A 19,694-nucleotide genomic window follows, 5' to 3' on the forward strand; every position below is an offset into this window, starting at 1 on the left:
GAGCGACCCCACCATGGCCCTGCCATGACAGCACCCACCCCTGCCCCCCAGCCCATCCAGCGTCCCGCCAACCTCGAAGCCCTCTGGGCCCTGGTGTGCAACGACACGGGTGCGCCGCGCCAGACGCTGCGCCACCTCGGCCAGGCACTCATCAACCACGGCCTGATCGACCAGGATCAGCTGCAGGCCGCGCTGCACGCCCAGGTGCAGCAGGCGCGTGCCGGGCGCCGGCGCCAGCTCGGGCAGCTGCTGGTCGATGAGGGCGCGCTCAGCCAGGAGCAGCTGCGCGGCGTCATCAGCGCCTGGCTGGGCCAGCACACCATAGACCCGGCCCAGCTCACGCCCGATCCGGCCGCCCTGGCGCTGGTGCCGCGCGCCACGGCGGAGCAAGAGCAGGTGCTGGCGCTGATGCTGCGCGAGGACACCATCGTCGTGCTGATGAACGACCCCTGGGACAAGCGCCAGCTCGACCAGCTGCGCTTTTTGACGCAGCGGCGCGTGCTCCCGGTGCTCGCCGCGCCCGACACCCTGGCCCCCGCCATCGCCCGCACCTACCGCGTGCTCGCCGGCGAGGGCCACAGCAAAACCAGCGCGCACGACCTGGCGGTCGATCTGGGCAGCAGCAACGAGACGCTGCAGACCGAGCGCGCTGACGTCGTCAGCGAGTCCGACAACACCCTGGTGCGCCTGGTCAACTCGCTCATCGCCGAGGCGATTGCGCAAGGCGCCTCCGACATTCATATCGAAACCGAACCCGCGCCGCGCAACGTGCGCGTGCGCCTGCGCATCGACGGCGCGCTGCGCCCCTACCTCGATCTGCAGGCGCGCTTTCGCTTTGCGCTGGTGGCGCGCATCAAGATCATGGCCGGCCTCGATATTTCCGAGCGCCGCAAGCCACAGGACGGCAAGATTGATTTTTCGCGCTTTGGCGGCGACAAGGTCGAGCTGCGCGTGGTCACCGTACCCACGCACCAAAACCTCGAAGACGTGGTGCTGCGCGTGCTCGCCAGCCACAAGCCACTGCCCCTGGAGCACATCGGCCTGAACACGCACAACCTGGCCCTGCTGCGCAGCGCCGTGCACAAAAGCTACGGTCTGATCCTGGTCTGCGGCCCCACCGGCAGCGGCAAGACGACGACGCTGCACTCGGTCATCCGCGAGATCAACACCCCGGCGCGCAAAATCTGGACGGCCGAGAACCCCATCGAAATCACCCAGGAAGGGCTGCGCCAGGTCGAAGTCAACCCGCGCATCGGCTGGACCTTTGCCGCCGCCATGCGCAGCTTTTTGCGCGCCGACCCCGACGTGGTCATGATCGGCGAGATGCGCGACGAGGAGACGGCGGGCATCGCCATCGAAGCCTCGCTCACCGGCCACCTGGTGCTGTCCACGCTGCACACCAACTCCGCCCCCGAGAGCGTGGCGCGGCTGCTGGAGATCGGCATGGACCCGTTCACCTTCTCCGACTCGCTGCTGGCCATCCTGGCGCAGCGCCTGGTGCGCCGCCTGTGCACGCACTGCCGCCGTCCCGAACCCGCCAGCGCCGAACGCCTGCTGCCGCTGGCCGCGCAGTACCTGCAAAACTGGCCATTGCCGCCAGGCAACACCCCGGAAGCCGCGCAGCAAGCCCTGGTGCAGCAGTGGCTGCAGGCCCTGAGCGCCAACAACCAGCCACCCCAACAACCCCAGCTATGGCAGCGCGTGGGCTGCCGCCACTGCGACGGCTCGGGCTACAAGGGGCGCCTGGGCATTCACGAGCTGATGGTCAGCGACGACGCCATCCGCCAGCACATCCGCCAGCGCGATGCGGCCCAGGACATCCGCGCCAGCGCCCTCGCCGCCGGCATGAAAACCCTGCGCCAAGATGGCATAGAAAAAGTGCTGCAGGGCCTGACCGACCTGCCCGAAGTGCTGGCAGCGGCCAATATGTAGGCTGGCGCAGGCCGCCGAGCTGCAACAATCGCGCCCATGCTCCACTACCACACCATCCCCGTCACCGCCTTCGCGCAAAACTGCTCGCTGCTGTGGTGCGACGCCACCGGCCAGGCCGCGCTGATCGACCCCGGCGGCGACATCGAACGCCTGCAGGCCGAGGTGCAGGCGCGCGGCCTGACGCTGACGGCGCTGTGGCTGACGCACGCCCACATCGACCACGCCGGCGGCGCCGGCGCGCTGGCGCAGCAGCTGGCGCTGCCCATCATCGGCCCGCACCCGGGCGACCAGTTCTGGATCGACGGCCTGCCGCAGCAAAGCGCCATGTTTGGCTTTGCGCCCGCCCTGCCGTTCACGCCCACGCGCTGGCTGCACGATGGCGACAGCGTGCAGCTGGGCGAAGAAACCGTGCACGTGCGCCACTGCCCCGGCCACACCCCGGGCCACGTGGTGTTTCACGCACCGCAAATCCAGCGCTGCTTCGTCGGCGACGTGCTGTTTGCCGGCAGCATAGGCCGCACCGACTTCCCCCAGGGCAACCACCAGCAGCTCATCGATAGCATCGAGCAGCGCCTGTGGCCCATGGGCGACGACACCGTCTTCATCCCCGGCCACGGGCCGGAGAGCAGCTTCGGGCACGAGCGCCGCTACAACCCGTTTGTGGGCGGGCGCTGGGGCTGATTACTATTATTTTGATAGCTGCTAGCGCTTTATACACAAGCGCTAGCAGCATTTTTTATGCCCAAATTTCTGCCCATTGCTGCCCTTCTGGGCAACGCTTTTCTCTGGGGACTGTCGTGGTGGCCGTTTCGCACCATGCAGGGTGCGGGCCTGCACCCGTTGTGGGCCACGGCGCTGATGTACAGCCTCGCCTCTACAGCCCTGTGGCTGCTGCGCCCGGCGGCGCTGGCGCAGGTGCTGCGCGCGCCGGGGCTGTGGCTGCTGGCGCTGTGCGCCGGAATGACGAATGCCGCCTTCAACTGGGCCGTGTCCGAGGGCGACGTGGTGCGCGTGGTGCTGCTGTTTTACCTCATGCCCGCCTGGGCCGTGCTGCTGGCCTGGCGCTTTCTGGGCGAGCGCCCCAGCCCGGCCGCGCTGCTGCGCCTGCTGCTGGCCTTTGGCGGCGTGCTGCTGGTGCTGTGGCCGGCGCAGGGCGGGCTGCAGCAGCTGGCGCGCGCACTGCACCTGACGGACGCGCTGGCGCTGCTCGGCGGCTTCATGTTTGCCGCCACCAACGTGCAGCTGCGCCACCTGCAGCAGGTCAGCGCCGCGCCGCGCATGTTGGCCATGTTCCTGGGCTGCCTGGGCGCGGGCCTGCTGGGCGCGCTCGCCGGCAGCAGCGTTGGCCTGGTGCCGCCCTGGCCGGCCTTTGCCTGGGGCTGGATGGGCATTGCCGCACTGCTGGCGCTGGCGCTGATGGCGGGCAACTGGGCGCTGCAGTACGGCGCAGCGCGCCTGCCGACGAGCACCACCGCCCTCGTCATGCTGTCGGAGGTGCTGTTTGCCAGCCTGTCCTCGGTGCTGCTGGCCGGGGCCGCGCTGGCGCCGCGCACCCTCGCCGGAGGCGCACTCATCGTGCTGGCGGCGCTGCTGGCGGCACGCCGCGAGTAGGCGGCGGCGCCCGCCAGCAGAAAACGCCGTCCGCCCCTACCATGGCGGCCATGCAAAAACCCTACGACATCCTCATCGCCCCGGCCAGCGGCGCGCCCTACCCCCTGGCCCAGTACCAGGGCCGGGTGCTGCTCATCGTCAACACCGCCAGCGCCTGCGGTTTTACGCCGCAGCTCGCCGGCCTGCAGGCGCTGCACGAACGCTACGCGGCGGCGGGGCTGACGGTGCTGGGCTTTCCCTGCAACCAGTTCGCCGGCCAGGAGCCGGGCGACGCCGACGCCATCGCGCAGTTCTGCGAGCGCAACTACGGCGTCACCTTCCCGGTGCTGGCCAAGATCGACGTCAACGGCGCGCGCGCCGCGCCGCTGTACCAGTGGCTGCAGCAGCAGGCGCCGGGGCTGCTGGGCAGCCGCGCCATCAAGTGGAATTTCACCAAATTTCTGCTGGGCCGCGACGGCCAGGTGCGCGCACGCTACGCCCCCCAGACCAACCCCGAGAAATTGCAGGCAGATATCGAGCTGGCGCTTGCAGAATAAGCGCCAGCAGCTATCAAATAAATAGCATTCAAGCCGCTCGACGGCAAGGAACGATCAAGCCGCCTGGCTGCGGCGGGCCCGCGCCAGGCTTTGCGCCACGGCGCGCGGCGCCATGCCGTACATCTCGGCAAACGCGGCCTCGCTCTGGCCGCTGGCGCTGAAGGCGCGCAGCAGCGCCTCGTCGCGCGCGCTGCGCTCGGCGGCCTCTTGCAGCGCGGCGTCGAGCACGGCGTTGGCCTTGTCGTCGCGCCCGCGCACCAGGGCGGCGTAGTCCTCACGCGTCAGGCCCGAAGCCTCCCAGGCCTGCACGATGCGCTGGCGCAGCTTGGGCGCCAGGTCTTCGGGCGCGCGCAGCTGGCGGCGGCGAAACACCTCCTGCAGCGCGTGGTACACGTGCTCGGGCGCCAGCGCCTCCACCGGCTGGCCCTGCAGGTCGTGGCGCTGCTGGCCGCCGGCGACCACCGTCAGGTAGCGCGTGCTGCGTGCGTGCTGCGCCAGTGCTTCCTTGAGCTGGGCCTTGTCGAGCTCGGCGTGGGCCGCCAGCAGGTCTTCAAAAATGCCACGCTTGAGCGGCAGCGGCGGCTGGCCAAACAGCGCCGGATGCCACTGCGCCAGCTGCGCCAGCAGCGGGTGCTGGCTGCGCGCCGGCGCGGGTGCTGCGCCCGCCTGGGCTGGCGCCGCACCCCGGCGGCCACGGCCTCGGCGCGCAGACGGTGCAGACGGCGCCGCAGGGCGGGAATCGGTATCAGGGACGGCAGAAGCAGGGGCAGTCGTCATGGCGCAGGCACAAGGAGGGAGAGAAAACAAACCCGCCATCATGCCAGTAAAGCCTTTACCCCCAGGCCGCCAGCAGCCTGCAAACCCCGTAGAAACCCTAGGGCGCCCTCTGTCATTAGAGCGTCAGGTTTGCAACAATTCGTTAGAATTTGTGTAAATAACCCGTTATTTGTTGCACCGCTTGCGGTTTTTGTTTTTCCGTTTTTGCTCTCCCGTATGTCTTTCGCTCGTTTGAAGCTGGGCCACCGCCTGGCCCTGGATTTTTTCCTCGTCACCCTCGCCGGCTTGCTGGTGGCCTGGTTTGGCAGCTGGCGCATCACCTCGGTCAGCCAGGAGATGGACGTGCTGGTCAATGACCGCGTCGCCAAGGCGCTGCAGATCAACCAGGTCAAGTCCAACATCAACCAGGTCGCGCGCTCGGTGCGCAACATTTTGCTGCTTGAGCTCGCGTCCGAGCGCCAGGCCGAAGAACGCAACATCAACGACCTGCTGGCGCGCAATCTGACGATCCTCGACAGCCTCGAAGGCCGGCTCGCCAGCGCCGACAGCCAGGCCCTGATGCAAAAACTCAAGGCCCTGCGCGCGCCCTACATGCAGAAGATGCGCGAGACCATCGACATGGCCATGGTCGGGCAGCAGGACATGGCCATCGGGCACCTGTTCACCCAGGTGCGCCCGGTGCAGACAGCGTACTTCACCGCGCTCGATGAATTCACCGCCCTGCTGGAGCGGCAGATGCAGGACTTCGCCACCCAGACCCAGGCGCAAGCCACCCAGGCCCGCATCGCCATGCTCTCGGCCTCGGTTCTGGCGGCCCTGGCCGGCGCCGTCATCGCCTTCATTCTCACGCGCTCCATCACCCGAATGCTCGGTGGCGAGCCGCACCAGGCATCGGCCGTGGCGCAGGAGATTGCGCGCGGCAACCTGGCCGTGGACATGCACATCAAGCCCGGCGACAGCGCCAGCCTGATGGCGCAAATGGCCGCCATGCGCGACAGCCTGGTGCGCGTCGTCTCCCACGTGCGCCAGGGCAGCGAGACCGTGGCCGCCGCCAGCACGCAGATTGCCGAGGGCAACCACGACCTGTCGGGCCGCACCGAAACCCAGGCCAGCGCGCTCGAAGAAACCGCCGCCTCCATGGAGCAGCTCGGCGGCGCCGTGCAGCAAAACGCCGCCCACGCCCGCCAGGCCAACCAGCTGGCGCAGCAAGCCTCGGACATTGCCGGCCAGGGTGGCGCTGCCGTGCAGCAGGTGGTGACGACCATGACCGGCATCGCGCAGTCGAGCCAGAAGATGGCCGACATCATCCAGGTGATCGACGCCATCGCCTTCCAGACCAACATCCTGGCGCTCAACGCCGCCGTCGAAGCCGCACGCGCAGGCGAGCAGGGCCGGGGCTTTGCCGTCGTCGCCAGCGAGGTGCGCCAGCTCGCCGGCCGCAGCGCCGAGGCCGCCAAAGAAATCAAGCAGCTGATCGACGCCAACGTCACCCAGGTGCAAGCGGGCCACCAGCAGGTGCAGCAAGCGGGCCGCACCATGGACGACGTGGTGCAGGGCATCACCCGCGTTGCCAGCATCATGGGCGAGATCAGCGCTGCCAGCCACGAGCAAAGCGCCGGCGTCGGCCAAGTGGGCGAGGCCGTGGTGCAAATGGACCAGACGACGCAGCAAAACGCCGCCCTGGTCGAAGAAATGTCCGCCGCCGCGCACAGCCTGCGCCAGCAAGCGCAAGACCTGGTGCAGGCCGTGGCCGCGTTCGAGCTGCCGCACGACGGCCACCCCAGCAGCAGCGCCGCCGCGCCGCGCCGCCTGCCCGCGCAACGCCCGGCACTGCAGCTCGGTTGATGGCGCGCAACGAATACCCAATCCCCATCCGGCCCCACGGATAGGGACCGGATAATGGCGGGCATGACGCCCGCTGCCGCCACCGTCCACCACCGCCTGCGCCGCCTCGGCCGCGCGCTGCTGGCTGCGGCCACCGTGGCGCTGGCGGCCTGCAGCCCGGCCTACCAGCCGCCCCTGATGGTGGGGGCCAACACCTGGATTGGCTACGAACCTCTGTTCCTGGCGCGCGAGCAAGGCTGGCTCGACGGCCACAACCTGCGCCTGGTGGAGCTGGCATCGAGCAGCCAGACCATGGACGCGCTGCGCGCCGGCCAGCTCGACCTGGCGGGCCTGACCCTCGACGAAGTCCTGACCCTGCAGCAAGAAGGCGTGCCGCTGGTCGCCATCTGGGTGCTCAACGTCTCCAACGGCGCCGACGCCGTGGTCGCCCGCAAACGCGTGCCCGACCTGCAGGCCCTGCTTGGCCAGCGCATCGGCGTCGAACAGACCGCCCTGGGGGCCTTCGTCCTCGACGCCGCGCTGCGGCAAGCGGGGCTGCGCAGCGACGAGGTGCGCATCGTCGCCCTGCCCATCGACGAGCACCTGGGCGCCTGGCGCAGCGGCCAGGTCGATGCCCTGGTCACCTTCGACCCCATTCGCCAGGCCCTGCTGCAAGAAGGCGGGCACGACCTGTTCGACAGCCGCGCCATGCCCGACCAGATCGTCGATGTGCTGGTGGCACGCCCGAGCGCCCTGCAATGCTGCAGCGCCCGCATTGCCGCGCTGCTCGCCGGCCAGCAGCGCGCCCTGCGCCACCTGCAAACACAGCCCCAGGCCGCCCAGGCGCAAATCGCCCAGCGCCTGGGCCTGCAGCCGCAGGACATTGCCCGCAGCCTGGCCCATGTGGAGCTGCCCAACGCCCACGCCAACACCTTGCTGCTGCGCGGCCCCGAACCAGCGCTGGCGCGCAGCGCCGAACACCTGGGCCAGCTCATGCAAGAGCGCGGCCTGCTGGCCGCAGCGCCGCACGGCGCGCAACTGTTTGACGCCCGCTTCACCCCCTCCGACCGGCCATGACAGACCGCCCCACCCCGCCACTGCGCCCGCTGCGCACCATCCGCCTGCAGCTGTGGCTGCCCCTGTTGCTGCTGGTCGTGAGCCTGGCCAGCATGGCGGTACTGGCCGCGCTGCAGCAGCGTGAGCACCACCAGGCGCTGCAGCAATTTGCCCACCAGACGGCGCACGAGCAGCTGCTGGCCACCCGGCGCGCGCTGGAGACCACGCTGCGCCGCAGCGACGGCAGCGGGCTCGACGCCGCCTTGGCGCCGCTCGGGCTCGATCCCAGCGTTGCCCACGCCGTGTTCAGCGACGACCAAGGCATGGTGCGCGCCGCCACGCGCTTTGCCTGGCGCGGCCAGGCCGTGAGCAGCCTGGCGCAGTACCCCGGCGCCGACACCACCGCACGCCTGGCGCAAGGCAGCGCCACGCTGCTGCTCAGCGCCGACGGCCTGCAACTGACCGCCCTGGCCCCCGTCACCCTGCACCCGCAGGCGAGCCAGATGCGCACCGACAAGCCCGGCATGTTGTGGCTGCAATACGACCTGCGCCCGCTGGCACAGCAGGCACAGCACCGCCTGCAAGAGCAAGCGCTGTGGCTCGCTGGCGTGCTGCTGCTGGCCGCCTTGCTGCTGCTGGGCCTGCTGCACTGGGCGGTGCTGCGCCCGGTGGCCGCGCTGCGCAGCGCCATGGCACGCATTGGCAGCGGCGATTTTGAGCAGCTGCCGCAGTGGCGCGGCGCGGGCGAGTTTGCCGACCTCGGCCATGCCCTGGCCCGCATGGCGCACCGGCTGCAAGACAGCGCCCGCAGCCTGGCCGAAAAAGAGCAGCGCTACCGCCAGCTCTCGGACTCGGCGTTCGAGGCCATCGTGCTGCACAGCAATGGCGTCATCGTGGACGCCAACCAGGCCGCCGACGAGCTCATGGCCGTGCCCCCGGGCGGCCTGGTGGGCCTGCCCATGCTGCAATTCGTGGCCGAGCACGACCACCCCATCACCCGGCTGCGCACCGGCAGCGGCGCCGAGGGCCTGTGGGAAGTCGATCTGCGCGACGCCAACGGCCAGATCATCCCGGTGGAATGCAGCGTGCGCCAACGCCATGAAGGCGCGCAGGCGGTGCGCGCCGTGGCCGTGCGCGACATCCGTGCGCGCCTGGCGGCAGAGGCCGAGATCCGCCAGCTGGCGCACTACGACGCCCTCACCGGCCTGCCCAACCGGCGCTTCATCCTCGACCAGGTGCAGCAGGAGCTGGCCGAAGTCGAGCGCCACCCGCGCCGCGCGGCGCTGGCGGCGTTCAACCTCAATGCGTTCCAGGGCATCAACGACTCCCTGGGCATGGCAGCGGGCGACGCCGTGCTGCGCACCATGGCGCGGCGCCTGAGCGCCCTGCTCGGCCCCGGTCAGACCCTGGCGCGCGTCGATGGCGACACCTTTGCCCTGCTGCTGACCGACCTTGGCGGCGACCTGCAGGCCGCCTCCACCCAGGCCGCGCGCAGCATCGAGCAGCTGCTGCTGGCCGTGGCCGAACCGCTGGAGCAGCAAGGCCAGGTGCTGCACCTGAGCGCGGGCGCCGGCGTGGTCATGATCCCCAACGACAGCCGCGACCCGCCCGAGCTGCTGCGCGAGGCCGAAACCGCCATGCACCAGGCCAAGGCCACGGGCGACGCGCGCGTGCGCTTTTTTGCCCACGCCCTGCAAGAGGCGGCCAGCGAGCGCCTGGCGCTGCGCAACGACCTGCGCCTGGCGCTGGGCAGCGCCCCCGCAGCGGCGCAGCAACTGCTGCTGCACTACCAACCGCAAGTGGGCGCGGACGGCTCCTTGCTCGGCGTTGAAGCCCTGGTGCGCTGGCAGCACCCCCGGCGCGGCCTGGTGGCGCCGGGCCAGTTCATCCCCGAGGCCGAGGCCAGCGGCCTGATCGTGCCCCTGGGCCAGTGGGTGCTTGAAGAGGCCGTGGCCTGCCTGCAGCGCTGGCAGGCGGCGGGCCACCCCTGGGCGGCCCAGTTGACGATGGCGGTCAACGTCAGCCCGCGCCAGTTCCGCGAGCCTGACTTCATCGCCCGCGTGGAAGACCTGCTCGCGCATGTGGACGTGCGCGCCCTGTCGCTGGAACTGGAGCTGACCGAGAGCGTGGTCGCCGACGACCTGGAAGCAACGCTGGAGAAAATGCAGGCCCTGCGCCGCCACGGCCTGCGCTTTGCGCTCGACGACTTTGGCACCGGCTACTCCAGCCTGGCCTACCTCAAGCGCCTGCCGATCGACACGCTCAAGATCGACCGCTCCTTCGTCATGGACATCGACGCCCCGGCAAAGGCACAAGGCGGCAAACGCCCGGCGGTGCTGATCGACGCCATCGTCGCCATGGCGCACCAGCTGGACCTGCGCGTGCTCGCCGAAGGCGTGGAAACGCCCACGCAGCTGGCCAAGCTGGTGCAGTCGGGCTGCGATATTTTTCAGGGCTACCACTTCAGCCGGCCCCTGCCCGAGGCCGCACTCGCCGCCTGGGCTACGGCGTCAACGCCCGATCGAGCAGCTCCACCCAATGGCGCACCGGCGTCTGCGTGCCCGCCTGTAGGTGCGTGATGCAGCCCACGTTGGCGCTGGCGATCACCGTCGGCGCCAGCGCCTGCAAGTGCCCGAGCTTGCGCGCGCGCAGCTGCTGCGACAAGGCCGCCTGCAGCACCGAATAGGTGCCGGCCGAGCCGCAGCACAGGTGCGATTCGGCCGGTAGCTGCAGCTCAAAGCCGAGCAGGCGCAAATACTTTTCCACCCCGCCGCGCAGCTGCTGCCCGTGCTGCAGGGTGCAGGGCGGGTGCCAGGCGACCACGCCCTCGGGGCGCCGGTGCAGGCGCTCACGCAGCAGCGGTACGAGCTCGGGCAGCAGCTCCGACAGGTCGCGCGTGAGGCTGCTCACGCGCGCGGCGCGGGCGGCGTACTGCGCATCGTGGCGCAGCAGGTGGCCGTATTCCTTGACCGTGACGCCGCAGCCCGAGGCGTTCATCACCACATATTCGACCGCGCCGGACTCGATGGACGGCCACCAGGCGTCGATGTTGGCGCGCATCTGCGCCAGGCCACCGTCCTGGTCGTTGAGGTGGAACTTGACGGCGCCGCAGCAGCCGGCCTCGGGCGCCACCACGGCCTCGATGGCGGCGGCGTCGAGCACGCGCACCGTGGCGTCGTGGATGTTGGGCGCCAGCGCCGGCTGCACGCAGCCCGCCAGCAGCAGCACCTTGCGCGCATGGCCGCCGCTGGGCAGCGGGCGGCGCGGCGGCGGCGCCGGCACCTTGGCGCGCACGCCCTCGGGCAGCGCAGCGCGCAGCGCCTGGCCCAGCTGCAGCGCGGGGGCGAACAGGGGCGAGTTCAGCCCCTCTTTGAGCGCCCAGCGCGCCACGCGCTCGCCCAGCGGGCGCGGCACCTGCGCATCGACCAGGCGCCGACCAATGTCAAGCAGCTGGCCGTACTGCACGCCGCTGGGGCAGGTGCTTTCGCAGTTGCGGCAGGTCAGGCAGCGGTCGAGGTGCAGCTGCGTCTTGCGCGTGGGCGTCTGGCCTTCGAGCACCTGCTTGATGAGGTAGATGCGCCCGCGCGGGCCGTCGAGCTCGTCGCCCAGCAGCTGGTAGGTCGGGCAGGTGGCGGTGCAAAAGCCGCAGTGCACGCACTGGCGCAGGATGGCTTCGGCTTCCTGGCCCTCGGGCTGGCCTTGGTAGGCGGGGGCGAGTTGGGTTTGCATGGGGGCAGTCCTTGGGTTTTAGGCCAGGGGCGGGGGCAGGCCCTCGGGGTCGCGCGTGCGCCACTCGCGCAGCGCGGCGCGCAGGCGCCGGCGGTCGCGCCACAGCGGCGGCAGCGCCAGCAGCAGCAGCACCAGCGCCAGCGGCACGACGCAGATGAAGCCCAGGTACTTGAAGCCTGCCGCCCCGGTGATGCCGCCGGCCAGAAAGCTGACCAGCAGCGTCGCGTGCAGCCACAGGCGCTCGCGGTTGGCACGCACCTGCTGCTGCGGCGGGGCGCCGCTTTTGTTCCAGAACAGCGCCTTGCCCAGCTCTATGCCCAGGTCGGTGACGGTGCCGGTGACGTGGGTGGTGCGAATCTGCGCCGACGACATCTTGGTGACGACGGCGTTTTGCAGCCCCATCAGAAACGCCAGCAGCAGCACCGTCAGCGGCACGGCAAAGGGCGTCGGCCAGCTCAGGGTGATGGCGCCCATCAGGCCAAAGAGCAGCAGCAGCACGGCTTCGATGAACAGCGGCAGCGCGTAGGTGCTGCGCAGGTGGCGGTGGCGCGCCCAGTGCACCATGATGGCGGTGGTGCCGGCGCCCGACATGAAGGCCCAGAGCGCCCCGATCGCCCCCAGCACCAGCTTGACGTTGCCCAGCACCAGGTGGTCGGCCAGCATGGCAACGATGCCCGTCATGTGCGAGGTGTAGAGGCTGACGACCAAAAAACCGCCCGCGTTGACCGCGCCGGCGTTAAAGGCCAGCAGCAGGCCCAGGTTGCGATTGCCCGCCACCGTGCGGCGGCGATCCATGAGGTGGCGCAGACTGCGCATGAAAGCTCCCTGCCCCGCCGTCAGGCAAACAGGCCCGCCGGGTCAAACGCCTGGCGCACCCGCTCCTGGAGCTTTGCCAGGGCCGTATTTTTTACATCAAAATGGGCTGTAGCGCTTATCTGGCAAGCGCTAGCAGCTATGAAAAGTATAGCACTACCACCCACTGCAGCAGCCGCCGCCTGCAGCGCTGCGCCGGCCTCGGGCGGGGCTTGCAGCCAGCGCTGCGCGCCGTGCCACTCGATCAGCGGCGCGCCCACGTCCGGGGGCAGCAGCAGCGGCGCAGCGCTGTCGGGCACCGACAGGCGCCACAGCGCGTGCCCGGGCGCGCGCTGCGCAAACCAGGGCAGGGTCTGCTCGGCGCAGGCTTGCCAGGCCAGCGCGGCCTGGGCGTCGTCCAGGCGCTCGCCGCCCAGGTGGGTGCAGGCGGCCTGCACCGCCGCACGGGCGCCACGCAGGCGCACATACAGCTGACCCTGGCCCTGGCCGGGCTCCCAGCGGCTGGCGTTGAGCGGCAGCGGCTGGCCGCACCAGGCGTTGAGCCACTGCAGCGCCTGGGCCTGGCTGCAGTCCAGGCGCAGCGTGGCCTCGGCCGGGGCCTGCGCCAGCACTTTGAGGCTGACCTCGGTCAGCACCCCCAGCCGCCCCCAGCTGCCCGCCATCAGGCGCGAGATGTCGTAGCCGGCGACGTTTTTCATCACCTGGCCGCCAAAGCGCAGGTGCTCGGCACGGCCATTGATGAGGCGCACGCCCAGCACGTAGTCGCGCACCGCGCCCACGCTGGCGCGCGCCGGCCCCGAGAGCCCGGCAGCGACCATGCCGCCGACGGTGGCGCCGGGGCCAAAATGCGGCGGCTCGAACGGCAGGCATTGGCCGCTGGCCGCCAGCAGCGCCTGCACCTGGGCCAGCGGCGTGCCCGCGCCGGCGGTGACGACCAGCTCGCTGGGCTCGTAGGCGACGATGCCACACAGCGCCCGGGTATCGAGCACCGCGTCCGCCTCGGTCGCCGCTGCCGGCGCCGCCCAAGGCCGGGCGGCGTAAAAGTCCTTGCTGCCGCTGCCGCGCACGCGCAGCCGGCAGTGCGTGGCCAGGGCGGTGCGTACGCATTCCAGGGTTTGGGTCACAGCGTTATCCATGACCAAGATCGTAGCGCCAGTGCCAGCGCTGGCGCCCAACCCTGCCCATAATCATCCATGGCGCGCAAGGGGCGCGCGCCAGCGGTTTTGCCACCCACCACCGGCCCCATGGAGGCACCCCCATCGTGGAGCAGTTTCCTGCCGAATCCATCTCCGGCATCCGGCTGCTGCGCTTTCCCAGGGCGCTGGAGCAGGAGTTTCGGCGCTATCACCTGCAGATTTTTCTGGTGCGTATGCGCTGGGCGCTGCTGGTGGCGACGTCGTTGTTTCTGCTGTTTGCGGTGCTCGACATCATCAGCCTGCCCGAGCCGGTGCGCACCCAGGTGCTGGCGCTGCGCCTGGGGCTGATCCTGCCGCCGCTCGTCCTCACCTGGGCCGCCACCTACCGGCCCCGGCTGCACGACTGGTTGCAGTGGATTGGGGGCGCGGCCTCGCTGATCTGCGGGCTGGGCGTGGTCGGCGTCATTGGCGTGGCGCGCAGCCACGCCTTTCCCCTGCCCTACGAGGGCATCATCCTCGTCACCTTTGCGTTTTACTTTCTCACCGGCCTGCACTTTGTGCCCGCCGTAGTCTGCGGCTGGCTGACGTTTGCCGCCTACCTGGGCATGGAGCTGCTGGCAGGCACACCGGGCGATGAGCTGCTGTACAACGCCTTCTTCCTCGGCACGGCCAACGTCATCGGCACCACCGGCTGCTACTTTCTGGAATACGCCGTGCGCCAGCAATTCCTGGCCAAAAAAGAATTGCGGGAAATGGCAGAGAAAGACCCGCTGACCGGGCTGCTCAACCGCCGCGCCTTCACCACCCGCGCCGAAAGCGCCTGGCGCCAGGCGCAGCGCGAGCACCATGCGGTGGGCGTGGCCATGATCGACGTCGATTTTTTCAAACGCTACAACGACCACTACGGCCACGCGGCGGGCGACGCGGCGCTGCGCCAGGTCGCCCAGGTCCTGCACGACCATGCCCGCCGCCCGCTCGACAGCGTGGCGCGCTACGGCGGCGAGGAGTTCGTCGGCCTGTGGTACGACGTGCGCGCCGAGGACATGCAAGCACTGCTCGAACAGGTGCGCGCCGGCGTTGCTGCACTCGCCCTGCCCCACACGGCCTCCGATGCAGCAGCGCACGTGAGCATCAGCATCGGCCTGCTCCATAGCCACCCCCAGCCCGGCGACAACCTGGAGGCTGCGCTGCGGCAGGCCGATGCTGCGCTGTACCGGGCCAAGGCACAGGGGCGCAACCGGGTGACCCCATAAAAAAACGCACCGGGATGCCAACCATCCACGGTGCGCGAAGGGAGAACCGTGCGTATTTAGCGGACGTAGGCCGTCTCGCCATGCGCCGAGATGTCCAGGCCCTGGCGCTCAGCATCCTCGGGCACACGCAGGCCCACCAGCAGATCGGCCACCTTGTAGGCCACGAACGCCACCACCGCCGACCAGACCACGGTGATGAGCACACTCTTGGCCTGCACCCAGACCTGCGCCCCCATGGCAAAGGTATCGGGCGTGAGGCCGCCGGTACCGCCCAGGCTTTGCGCAGCAAACACCCCGGTCAGGAGAGCACCGGCAATGCCGCCCACGCCGTGCACGCCAAAGACGTCGAACGCATCATCGACCCGCAGCAGGCGCTTGAGGCCACTCACGCCCCACAGGCACAAAGGGCCCACCAGCAGGCCCATGGCCATGGCACCCATGGGGCCGACAAAACCAGCCGCCGGGGTCACCGCCACCAGCCCGGCGACAGCGCCCGAGGCCGCGCCCAGCATCGAGGCTTTGCCCTTGTGCAGCGCCTCGGCCCCCAGCCACGACAGCGTGGCCGCCGCCGTGGCCAGCACGGTGTTGATGAAGGCCAGGCCCGCCACCCCGTTGGCCGCACCGGCGCTGCCGGCGTTGAAGCCAAACCAGCCCACCCACAGAAGCGATGCGCCCACCATGGTCAGCGTCAGGCTGTGCGGCATGAGCGCCTCTTTGCCGTAGCCGATGCGCTTGCCCACCATGTAAGCGCCCACCAGTGCGGCAATGCCGGCATTGATGTGCACCACGGTGCCACCGGCAAAGTCGAGCGCGCCATCCTTGCCCAGCAGGCCGCCGCCCCACACCATGTGCGCCACGGGGATGTAGCTGAAGGTGAACCACAGCACGGAGAAGATCAGCACCGCCGAGAAGCGCATGCGCTCGGCAAACGCGCCCACGATCAGCGCCACGGTAATGGCGGCAAACGTGCCCTGGAAGGCGACGAAGACATATTCCGGAATCGTCGGCAGCAGGCCCGAGAGCTGATCCGGCGCAATGCCCTGGAGGAACAGCTTGCCGCCGTCGCCAAAGAACTGGCCTTCACCACTGAAGGTGTAGCTGTAGCCGAACAGCGCCCACAGCACGCTGATGAGGGCAAAGATCACAAACACCTGCACCAGCACCGAGAGCATGTTCTTGGCGCGCGCCAGGCCGCCGTAGAACAGCGCCAGGCCTGGGATGGTCATGAGGATGACCAGCAGCGTGGAAGTGAGCATCCAGGCGGTATCGCCGGCGTTCAAAGTGGCAACGGCAGTCATAGCGCCTCCTCACCGGTTTCACCGGTACGAATGCGCAGCACCTGCGACAGGGGCGAGACGAAAATCTTGCCGTCGCCAATCTTGCCGGTACGCGCCGCGCCTTCGATGGCCTCGATGGCGCGCTCGAGCAGGGCGTCCCCAATGGCGACTTCAATTTTCACCTTGGGCAAAAAATCGACCACGTATTCAGCCCCCCGGTACAACTCGGTGTGGCCTTTCTGGCGGCCAAAGCCCTTGACCTCGGTCACGGTAATCCCCTGAACACCGATGTCCGAGAGGGCCTCGCGCACCTCGTCGAGTTTGAAAGGTTTGATGATGGCGGTAACCATGTGCATGGCGGCTTCCTTTGGATGATGAGCGAACACAACACCTAAAGCACAGGTCGTGCCAGCAGCGATTTTCTCCCCGCAGGCCACAGGCATATACACATCAATTTTGATAGCACCTCACGCTGATTGGGCGCCGGCTGGCACTGGGCACAGAGGCTGATATTGGGCGCAATCTTTACTCCCACTCCCCTTGCGGGAGAGGGTTGGGGAGAGGGGTGAACAGGCAAGGCGCTACCAGCGCCCCCCTCTCCCCCGGCCCCTCCCCCGCGAGAGCTTATGTAGGCACACATCTTTTTTTGATAGCGCACAACGCTTGTTTGGCGCTGGTTTGCACTCCCTCTCCCCTTGCGGGAGAGGGTTGGGGAGAGGGTTGGGGAGAGGGGTGAACAGGCAAGGCGCTGCCAGCGCCCCCTCTCCCCCGGCCCCTCCCCCGCGAGGGGGGAGGGGAGCACAAACCGCCCTTTGACCAGGCGGATGGGAGCCGTCAAAAGATGTGTGCATACACAAGCCCGCGAGAGAGGGGAGTAAAACCCCGCAGCGTGGGCAGGCGGTAGGGCGCTGCAGCCGTCACACGCTGGATTTGCACCAAAACAGTGCAAGCCACGCGCCAGGAAAGTGCCATGCACCAGGGGCGCCATTTCTTGCCCCATATCAAGCCCCACCCCTGCCACCGCCCCAAAACCCAAGGGTTTGTCCGACAATCACCGGGGCGCGCCGGCACAGAATTTCGGCTTATGCCTGTGGCGCATAAAAAAACGTAGAAACTACGCCGCTTCTTTGTTCTTCCACCTTTGTCGAGTCATCTATGAGCGCATTCCTCGAAGAGCGTGTCCTGTCCGTGCACCACTGGACCGATCGTCTGTTCTCCTTCACCACCACGCGCGATCCAGCGCTGCGCTTCTCCAACGGTCACTTCACCATGATCGGGCTGAAGGTGGACGGCAAACCGCTGTTGCGCGCCTACTCGATTGCCAGCCCGAACTGGGAAGAGCACCTGGAGTTTTTGTCGATCAAAGTCCAGGACGGCCCGCTGACCTCGCGCCTGCAGAACATCCAGGTGGGCGACACCATCATCGTCGGCAAAAAGCCCACGGGCACGCTGCTCATCGACTACCTGCTGCCGGGCAAGAACCTGTACCTGATCGGCACCGGCACGGGCCTGGCGCCCTGGCTGTCGATCGTGCGCGATCCGGAAACCTACGAGCGCTTTGAAAAAGTAGTGGTGGTGCACGGCGTGCGCGAGGTCAACGAGCTGGCCTACCACGATCTGTTCGAGAAAGAGCTGCCCAACCACGAACTGCTGGGCGAGATCGTCAAGGACAAGCTGGTGTACTACCCCACGGTCACGCGCGAGCCCTTCCGCAACCAGGGCCGCATCACCGACCTGATTGAAAGCGGCACCTTCCCGGCCAACATCGGCCTGCCAGCGCTCAACCCGCTGACCGACCGCGTGATGCTCTGCGGCAGCCCGGCCATGCTCGCCGACCTGAAGGTGATGCTGGAAAAGCGCGACTTCGAGGAAGGCAACACCAGCACCCCGGGCGACTTCGTGATCGAGCGCGCTTTTGTAGAGAAATAAGCCTCTAGCGCCCGTCAATCAAGCGTCAGCAGCTATTAAAACAATAGCTGCTGACGCTTTTTTATTTACTCTTGATGGAGTTCACTGGCGGGCTCGTCGGCTTCGAGCACGCGCTGCGCCCAGGCGCCGAGCTTGCGCGTGTCGGCGCGCAGCACCTCCTGCTTGACGGTCAGGATCTGCGTCGGGTGCATGGAAAAACTGCGCAGCCCCAGGCCCAGCAGCAGCCGGGTGAGCGCCGGGTCGCCCGCCATCTCGCCGCACACGCTCACGCTCTTGCCCTGCTCGGCGCCGGCGGCAATCACGTCGGCCAGCAGGCGCAGCACCGCCGGGTGCAGCGGGTCGTAGAGGTGGGCCACGGCCTCGTCGGTGCGGTCTATGGCCAGGGCGTACTGGATCAGGTCGTTGGTGCCGATGGAGAGAAAGTCAAAATCGCGCAAAAAGCGCCGCGCCAGCAGGGCCGCTGCCGGCACCTCGATCATGGCCCCCAGGCGTACCGCACCGTAGGCGCAGCCCCGGGCGTCGAGCTCGGCACGCGCGAGCGCCACCTGGGCCAGGGTTTCGTCGATCTCGCGCGTGTGCGAGAGCATGGGAAACAGCAGGTTCACCTGGCCGTGGGCAGCGGCGCGCAGCACGGCGCGCAGCTGGGTGCGGAACATCACCGGGTCGGCCAGGCTCCAGCGGATCGCGCGCAGGCCCAGCGCCGGGTTCAGGTGGCTGTCCTTGTGCGCCTTGTCCAGCTGCTTGTCGGCGCCGACGTCGATGGTGCGTATCGTCACCGGCAGGCCCTGCATCCCGTCCATCACCTGGCGGTAGGCCTGGTACTGCTCCTCTTCGCCCGGCAGGTTGGCACCTTTGCCCATGAACAAAAATTCGGTCCGAAACAGGCCCACGCCCACCGCCCCGGCCTGCACGGCGACGAGGGCATCGGCCGGCTGCTCGATGTTGGCCAGCAGCTCGACGCGGTGGCCGTCGATGGTCAGCGCCGGTGCATGGCGCAGGCGCGCCAGGCGCTCGCGTTCGAGCGTGATCTGGCGCTGGCGAAAGCCGTATTCGGCCAGGATGATGGGCGAGGGATCGACGATGAGCACGCCGGCGTCGCCGTCGATGATGACCCAGTCGTCCTGGCGCACCAGCTGGCTGGCGGCGCGCGCGCCGACCACCGCCGGAATATCCATGCTGCGCGCGACGATGGCGGTGTGGCTGGTCTTGCCGCCGACGTCGGTGACGAAGCCGGCAAAAATGCTCTGCTTGAACTGCAGCAGGTCCGCCGGTGCCAGGTCGGGCGCCACCAGCACCAGGGGCACGTCATGCCCGGTGCCGGCGAGCAGTTCCTGCTGCGCCCCGGGCGGCGGCGGTGGCGGACTGGCCACCGGGTTGGCCACGCCCTTCATGTAGCGCAGGATGCGTTCGACCACCTGCTCCAGATCGGCCTTGCGCTCGCGCAGGTAGTCGTCCTCCATCTCGTCGAACTGGCGCGCAATCACGTCCAGCTGCGTCACCAGCGCCCATTCGGCGTTGTACAGGCGCTCGCTGATCCAGTGCTTGATGCCGGTGACCAGGGCCTCGTCCTGCAGCAGCATCAGGTGCACGTCCAGCAGCGCCGGCAGCTCGCTCGGGGCGTCGGGCGGCATTTCGGCCTGCAGGCGCTGCAGCTCCTGCACCACGGCGTTGCGCCCCCGGCGCACGCGCTCGATCTCGGCGTTGACCTGATCGGCGGTAATGAAGTAATGCGCCACCTCCAGATGGCCAGCGGCCAGCAGCACCACGCGCCCGATGGCAATGCCCCGGGCCACGGCCAGTCCGTGGATGGCAAAGGTCATG

At 68.8% G+C, this 19,694-nt stretch carries 16 protein-coding genes; 9 read left to right on the plus strand and 7 right to left on the minus strand.

The window, feature by feature from the left end:
- The first annotated feature begins 24 nt into the window (after window positions 1-24).
- The 4 genes from G7045_RS13550 to G7045_RS13565 are packed head-to-tail and all read left to right on the plus strand — an operon-like array spanning window position 25 to window position 4,079.
- Window positions 25-1,932, plus strand: coding sequence for a GspE/PulE family protein (locus G7045_RS13550; protein ID WP_166160110.1), 1,908 nt, complete (start codon window positions 25-27; stop codon window positions 1,930-1,932).
- 36 nt (window positions 1,933-1,968) lie between these two features.
- A complete protein-coding gene (locus G7045_RS13555) occupies window positions 1,969-2,613 on the plus strand; it encodes an MBL fold metallo-hydrolase (protein WP_166160111.1) in 645 nt (214 codons plus the stop codon).
- A 57-nt stretch (window positions 2,614-2,670) separates the two neighbouring features.
- Window positions 2,671-3,543: a DMT family transporter gene (locus tag G7045_RS13560; RefSeq protein WP_166160112.1), complete on the plus strand. Its 873-nt coding sequence runs from the start codon at window positions 2,671-2,673 to the stop codon at window positions 3,541-3,543.
- A 50-nt stretch (window positions 3,544-3,593) separates the two neighbouring features.
- Window positions 3,594-4,079, plus strand: coding sequence for a glutathione peroxidase (locus G7045_RS13565; RefSeq protein WP_166160113.1), 486 nt, complete (start codon window positions 3,594-3,596; stop codon window positions 4,077-4,079).
- A gap of 54 nt (window positions 4,080-4,133) precedes the next feature.
- Here the strand turns inward: G7045_RS13565 and G7045_RS13570 are convergent, their stop codons facing one another.
- Entirely contained in the window at window positions 4,134-4,856 is a 723-nt protein-coding gene (locus tag G7045_RS13570) for a ProQ/FinO family protein (protein ID WP_240919233.1), read from the minus strand.
- 216 nt (window positions 4,857-5,072) lie between these two features.
- Between G7045_RS13570 and G7045_RS14860 the strand changes: the two genes are divergently transcribed.
- The 3 genes from G7045_RS14860 to G7045_RS13585 all read left to right on the plus strand — a co-directional run bounded on the left by G7045_RS14860 (window position 5,073) and on the right by G7045_RS13585 (window position 10,315).
- Window positions 5,073-6,701, plus strand: a complete 1,629-nt coding sequence (locus G7045_RS14860) for a methyl-accepting chemotaxis protein (protein WP_166160115.1) — start codon at window positions 5,073-5,075, stop codon at window positions 6,699-6,701.
- Window positions 6,702-6,764: 63 nt separating this feature from the next.
- A complete protein-coding gene (locus tag G7045_RS13580) occupies window positions 6,765-7,757 on the plus strand; it encodes an ABC transporter substrate-binding protein (protein ID WP_166160116.1) in 993 nt (330 codons plus the stop codon).
- Entirely contained in the window at window positions 7,754-10,315 is a 2,562-nt protein-coding gene (locus G7045_RS13585) for a bifunctional diguanylate cyclase/phosphodiesterase (protein WP_240919234.1), read from the plus strand. The genes G7045_RS13580 and G7045_RS13585 overlap by 4 nt, the downstream gene beginning before the upstream one ends.
- Here G7045_RS13585 and glcF read toward each other — a convergent pair.
- Genes glcF through glcE form a run of 3 tightly spaced genes read right to left on the minus strand, consistent with a single transcriptional unit; the run spans window position 10,239 to window position 13,423 of the window.
- A complete protein-coding gene (glcF, locus tag G7045_RS13590; RefSeq protein WP_166160117.1) occupies window positions 10,239-11,465 on the minus strand; it encodes a glycolate oxidase subunit GlcF in 1,227 nt (408 codons plus the stop codon). The genes G7045_RS13585 and glcF overlap by 77 nt on opposite strands.
- Before the next feature lie 18 nt (window positions 11,466-11,483).
- Window positions 11,484-12,281, minus strand: coding sequence for a YoaK family protein (locus G7045_RS13595; protein WP_166160118.1), 798 nt, complete (start codon window positions 12,279-12,281; stop codon window positions 11,484-11,486).
- Between the two features lie 20 nt (window positions 12,282-12,301).
- Window positions 12,302-13,423, minus strand: coding sequence for a glycolate oxidase subunit GlcE (gene glcE, locus G7045_RS13600; RefSeq protein ID WP_370521769.1), 1,122 nt, complete (start codon window positions 13,421-13,423; stop codon window positions 12,302-12,304).
- A gap of 116 nt (window positions 13,424-13,539) precedes the next feature.
- On the opposite strand from glcE, the gene G7045_RS13605 reads away from it, so the two are divergent.
- On the plus strand, window positions 13,540-14,667 hold the full coding sequence (locus G7045_RS13605) for a diguanylate cyclase (RefSeq protein ID WP_166160120.1): 1,128 nt from the start codon (window positions 13,540-13,542) through the stop codon (window positions 14,665-14,667).
- 56 nt (window positions 14,668-14,723) lie between these two features.
- Here G7045_RS13605 and G7045_RS13610 read toward each other — a convergent pair whose 3' ends face one another.
- Together G7045_RS13610 and G7045_RS13615 are read right to left on the minus strand one after the other, a co-directional pair.
- Window positions 14,724-15,965 carry an ammonium transporter gene (locus G7045_RS13610; protein ID WP_166160121.1) on the minus strand — a complete coding sequence of 414 codons (1,242 nt, stop codon included), beginning with the start codon at window positions 15,963-15,965 and terminating at the stop codon, window positions 14,724-14,726.
- Window positions 15,962-16,300, minus strand: coding sequence for a P-II family nitrogen regulator (locus G7045_RS13615; RefSeq protein ID WP_166160122.1), 339 nt, complete (start codon window positions 16,298-16,300; stop codon window positions 15,962-15,964). The genes G7045_RS13610 and G7045_RS13615 overlap by 4 nt, the downstream gene beginning before the upstream one ends.
- 799 nt (window positions 16,301-17,099) lie before the next feature.
- Between G7045_RS13615 and G7045_RS13620 the strand changes: the two genes are divergently transcribed.
- Entirely contained in the window at window positions 17,100-17,873 is a 774-nt protein-coding gene (locus G7045_RS13620; RefSeq protein WP_166160123.1) for a ferredoxin--NADP reductase, read from the plus strand.
- 65 nt (window positions 17,874-17,938) lie between these two features.
- On the opposite strand, the gene ptsP is transcribed toward G7045_RS13620, so the two are convergent.
- Complete coding sequence (ptsP, locus tag G7045_RS13625; protein ID WP_166160124.1) at window positions 17,939-19,693, minus strand: phosphoenolpyruvate--protein phosphotransferase; 1,755 nt, start codon at window positions 19,691-19,693, stop codon at window positions 17,939-17,941.
- Window position 19,694 lies beyond the last annotated feature (1 nt).

The organism is Acidovorax sp. HDW3 (genome assembly GCF_011303755.1).
GTDB lineage: Bacteria > Pseudomonadota > Gammaproteobacteria > Burkholderiales > Burkholderiaceae_C > Paenacidovorax.

Bases quoted from the DNA above. Each gene is read 5' to 3' on its own strand.
- G7045_RS13550 (WP_166160110.1), top strand. From the start codon at position 25: ATGACAGCACCCACCCCTGCCCCCCAGCCCATCCAGCGTCCCGCCAAC.
- G7045_RS13555 (WP_166160111.1), top strand. From the start codon at position 1,969: ATGCTCCACTACCACACCATCCCCGTCACCGCCTTCGCGCAAAACTGC.
- G7045_RS13560 (WP_166160112.1), top strand. From the start codon at position 2,671: ATGCCCAAATTTCTGCCCATTGCTGCCCTTCTGGGCAACGCTTTTCTC.
- G7045_RS13565 (WP_166160113.1), top strand. From the start codon at position 3,594: ATGCAAAAACCCTACGACATCCTCATCGCCCCGGCCAGCGGCGCGCCC.
- G7045_RS13570 (WP_240919233.1), bottom strand. From the start codon at position 4,856: ATGACGACTGCCCCTGCTTCTGCCGTCCCTGATACCGATTCCCGCCCT.
- G7045_RS14860 (WP_166160115.1), top strand. From the start codon at position 5,073: ATGTCTTTCGCTCGTTTGAAGCTGGGCCACCGCCTGGCCCTGGATTTT.
- G7045_RS13580 (WP_166160116.1), top strand. From the start codon at position 6,765: ATGACGCCCGCTGCCGCCACCGTCCACCACCGCCTGCGCCGCCTCGGC.
- G7045_RS13585 (WP_240919234.1), top strand. From the start codon at position 7,754: ATGACAGACCGCCCCACCCCGCCACTGCGCCCGCTGCGCACCATCCGC.
- glcF (WP_166160117.1), bottom strand. From the start codon at position 11,465: ATGCAAACCCAACTCGCCCCCGCCTACCAAGGCCAGCCCGAGGGCCAG.
- G7045_RS13595 (WP_166160118.1), bottom strand. From the start codon at position 12,281: ATGCGCAGTCTGCGCCACCTCATGGATCGCCGCCGCACGGTGGCGGGC.
- G7045_RS13610 (WP_166160121.1), bottom strand. From the start codon at position 15,965: ATGACTGCCGTTGCCACTTTGAACGCCGGCGATACCGCCTGGATGCTC.
- G7045_RS13615 (WP_166160122.1), bottom strand. From the start codon at position 16,300: ATGCACATGGTTACCGCCATCATCAAACCTTTCAAACTCGACGAGGTG.
- G7045_RS13620 (WP_166160123.1), top strand. From the start codon at position 17,100: ATGAGCGCATTCCTCGAAGAGCGTGTCCTGTCCGTGCACCACTGGACC.
- ptsP (WP_166160124.1), bottom strand. From the start codon at position 19,693: ATGACCTTTGCCATCCACGGACTGGCCGTGGCCCGGGGCATTGCCATC.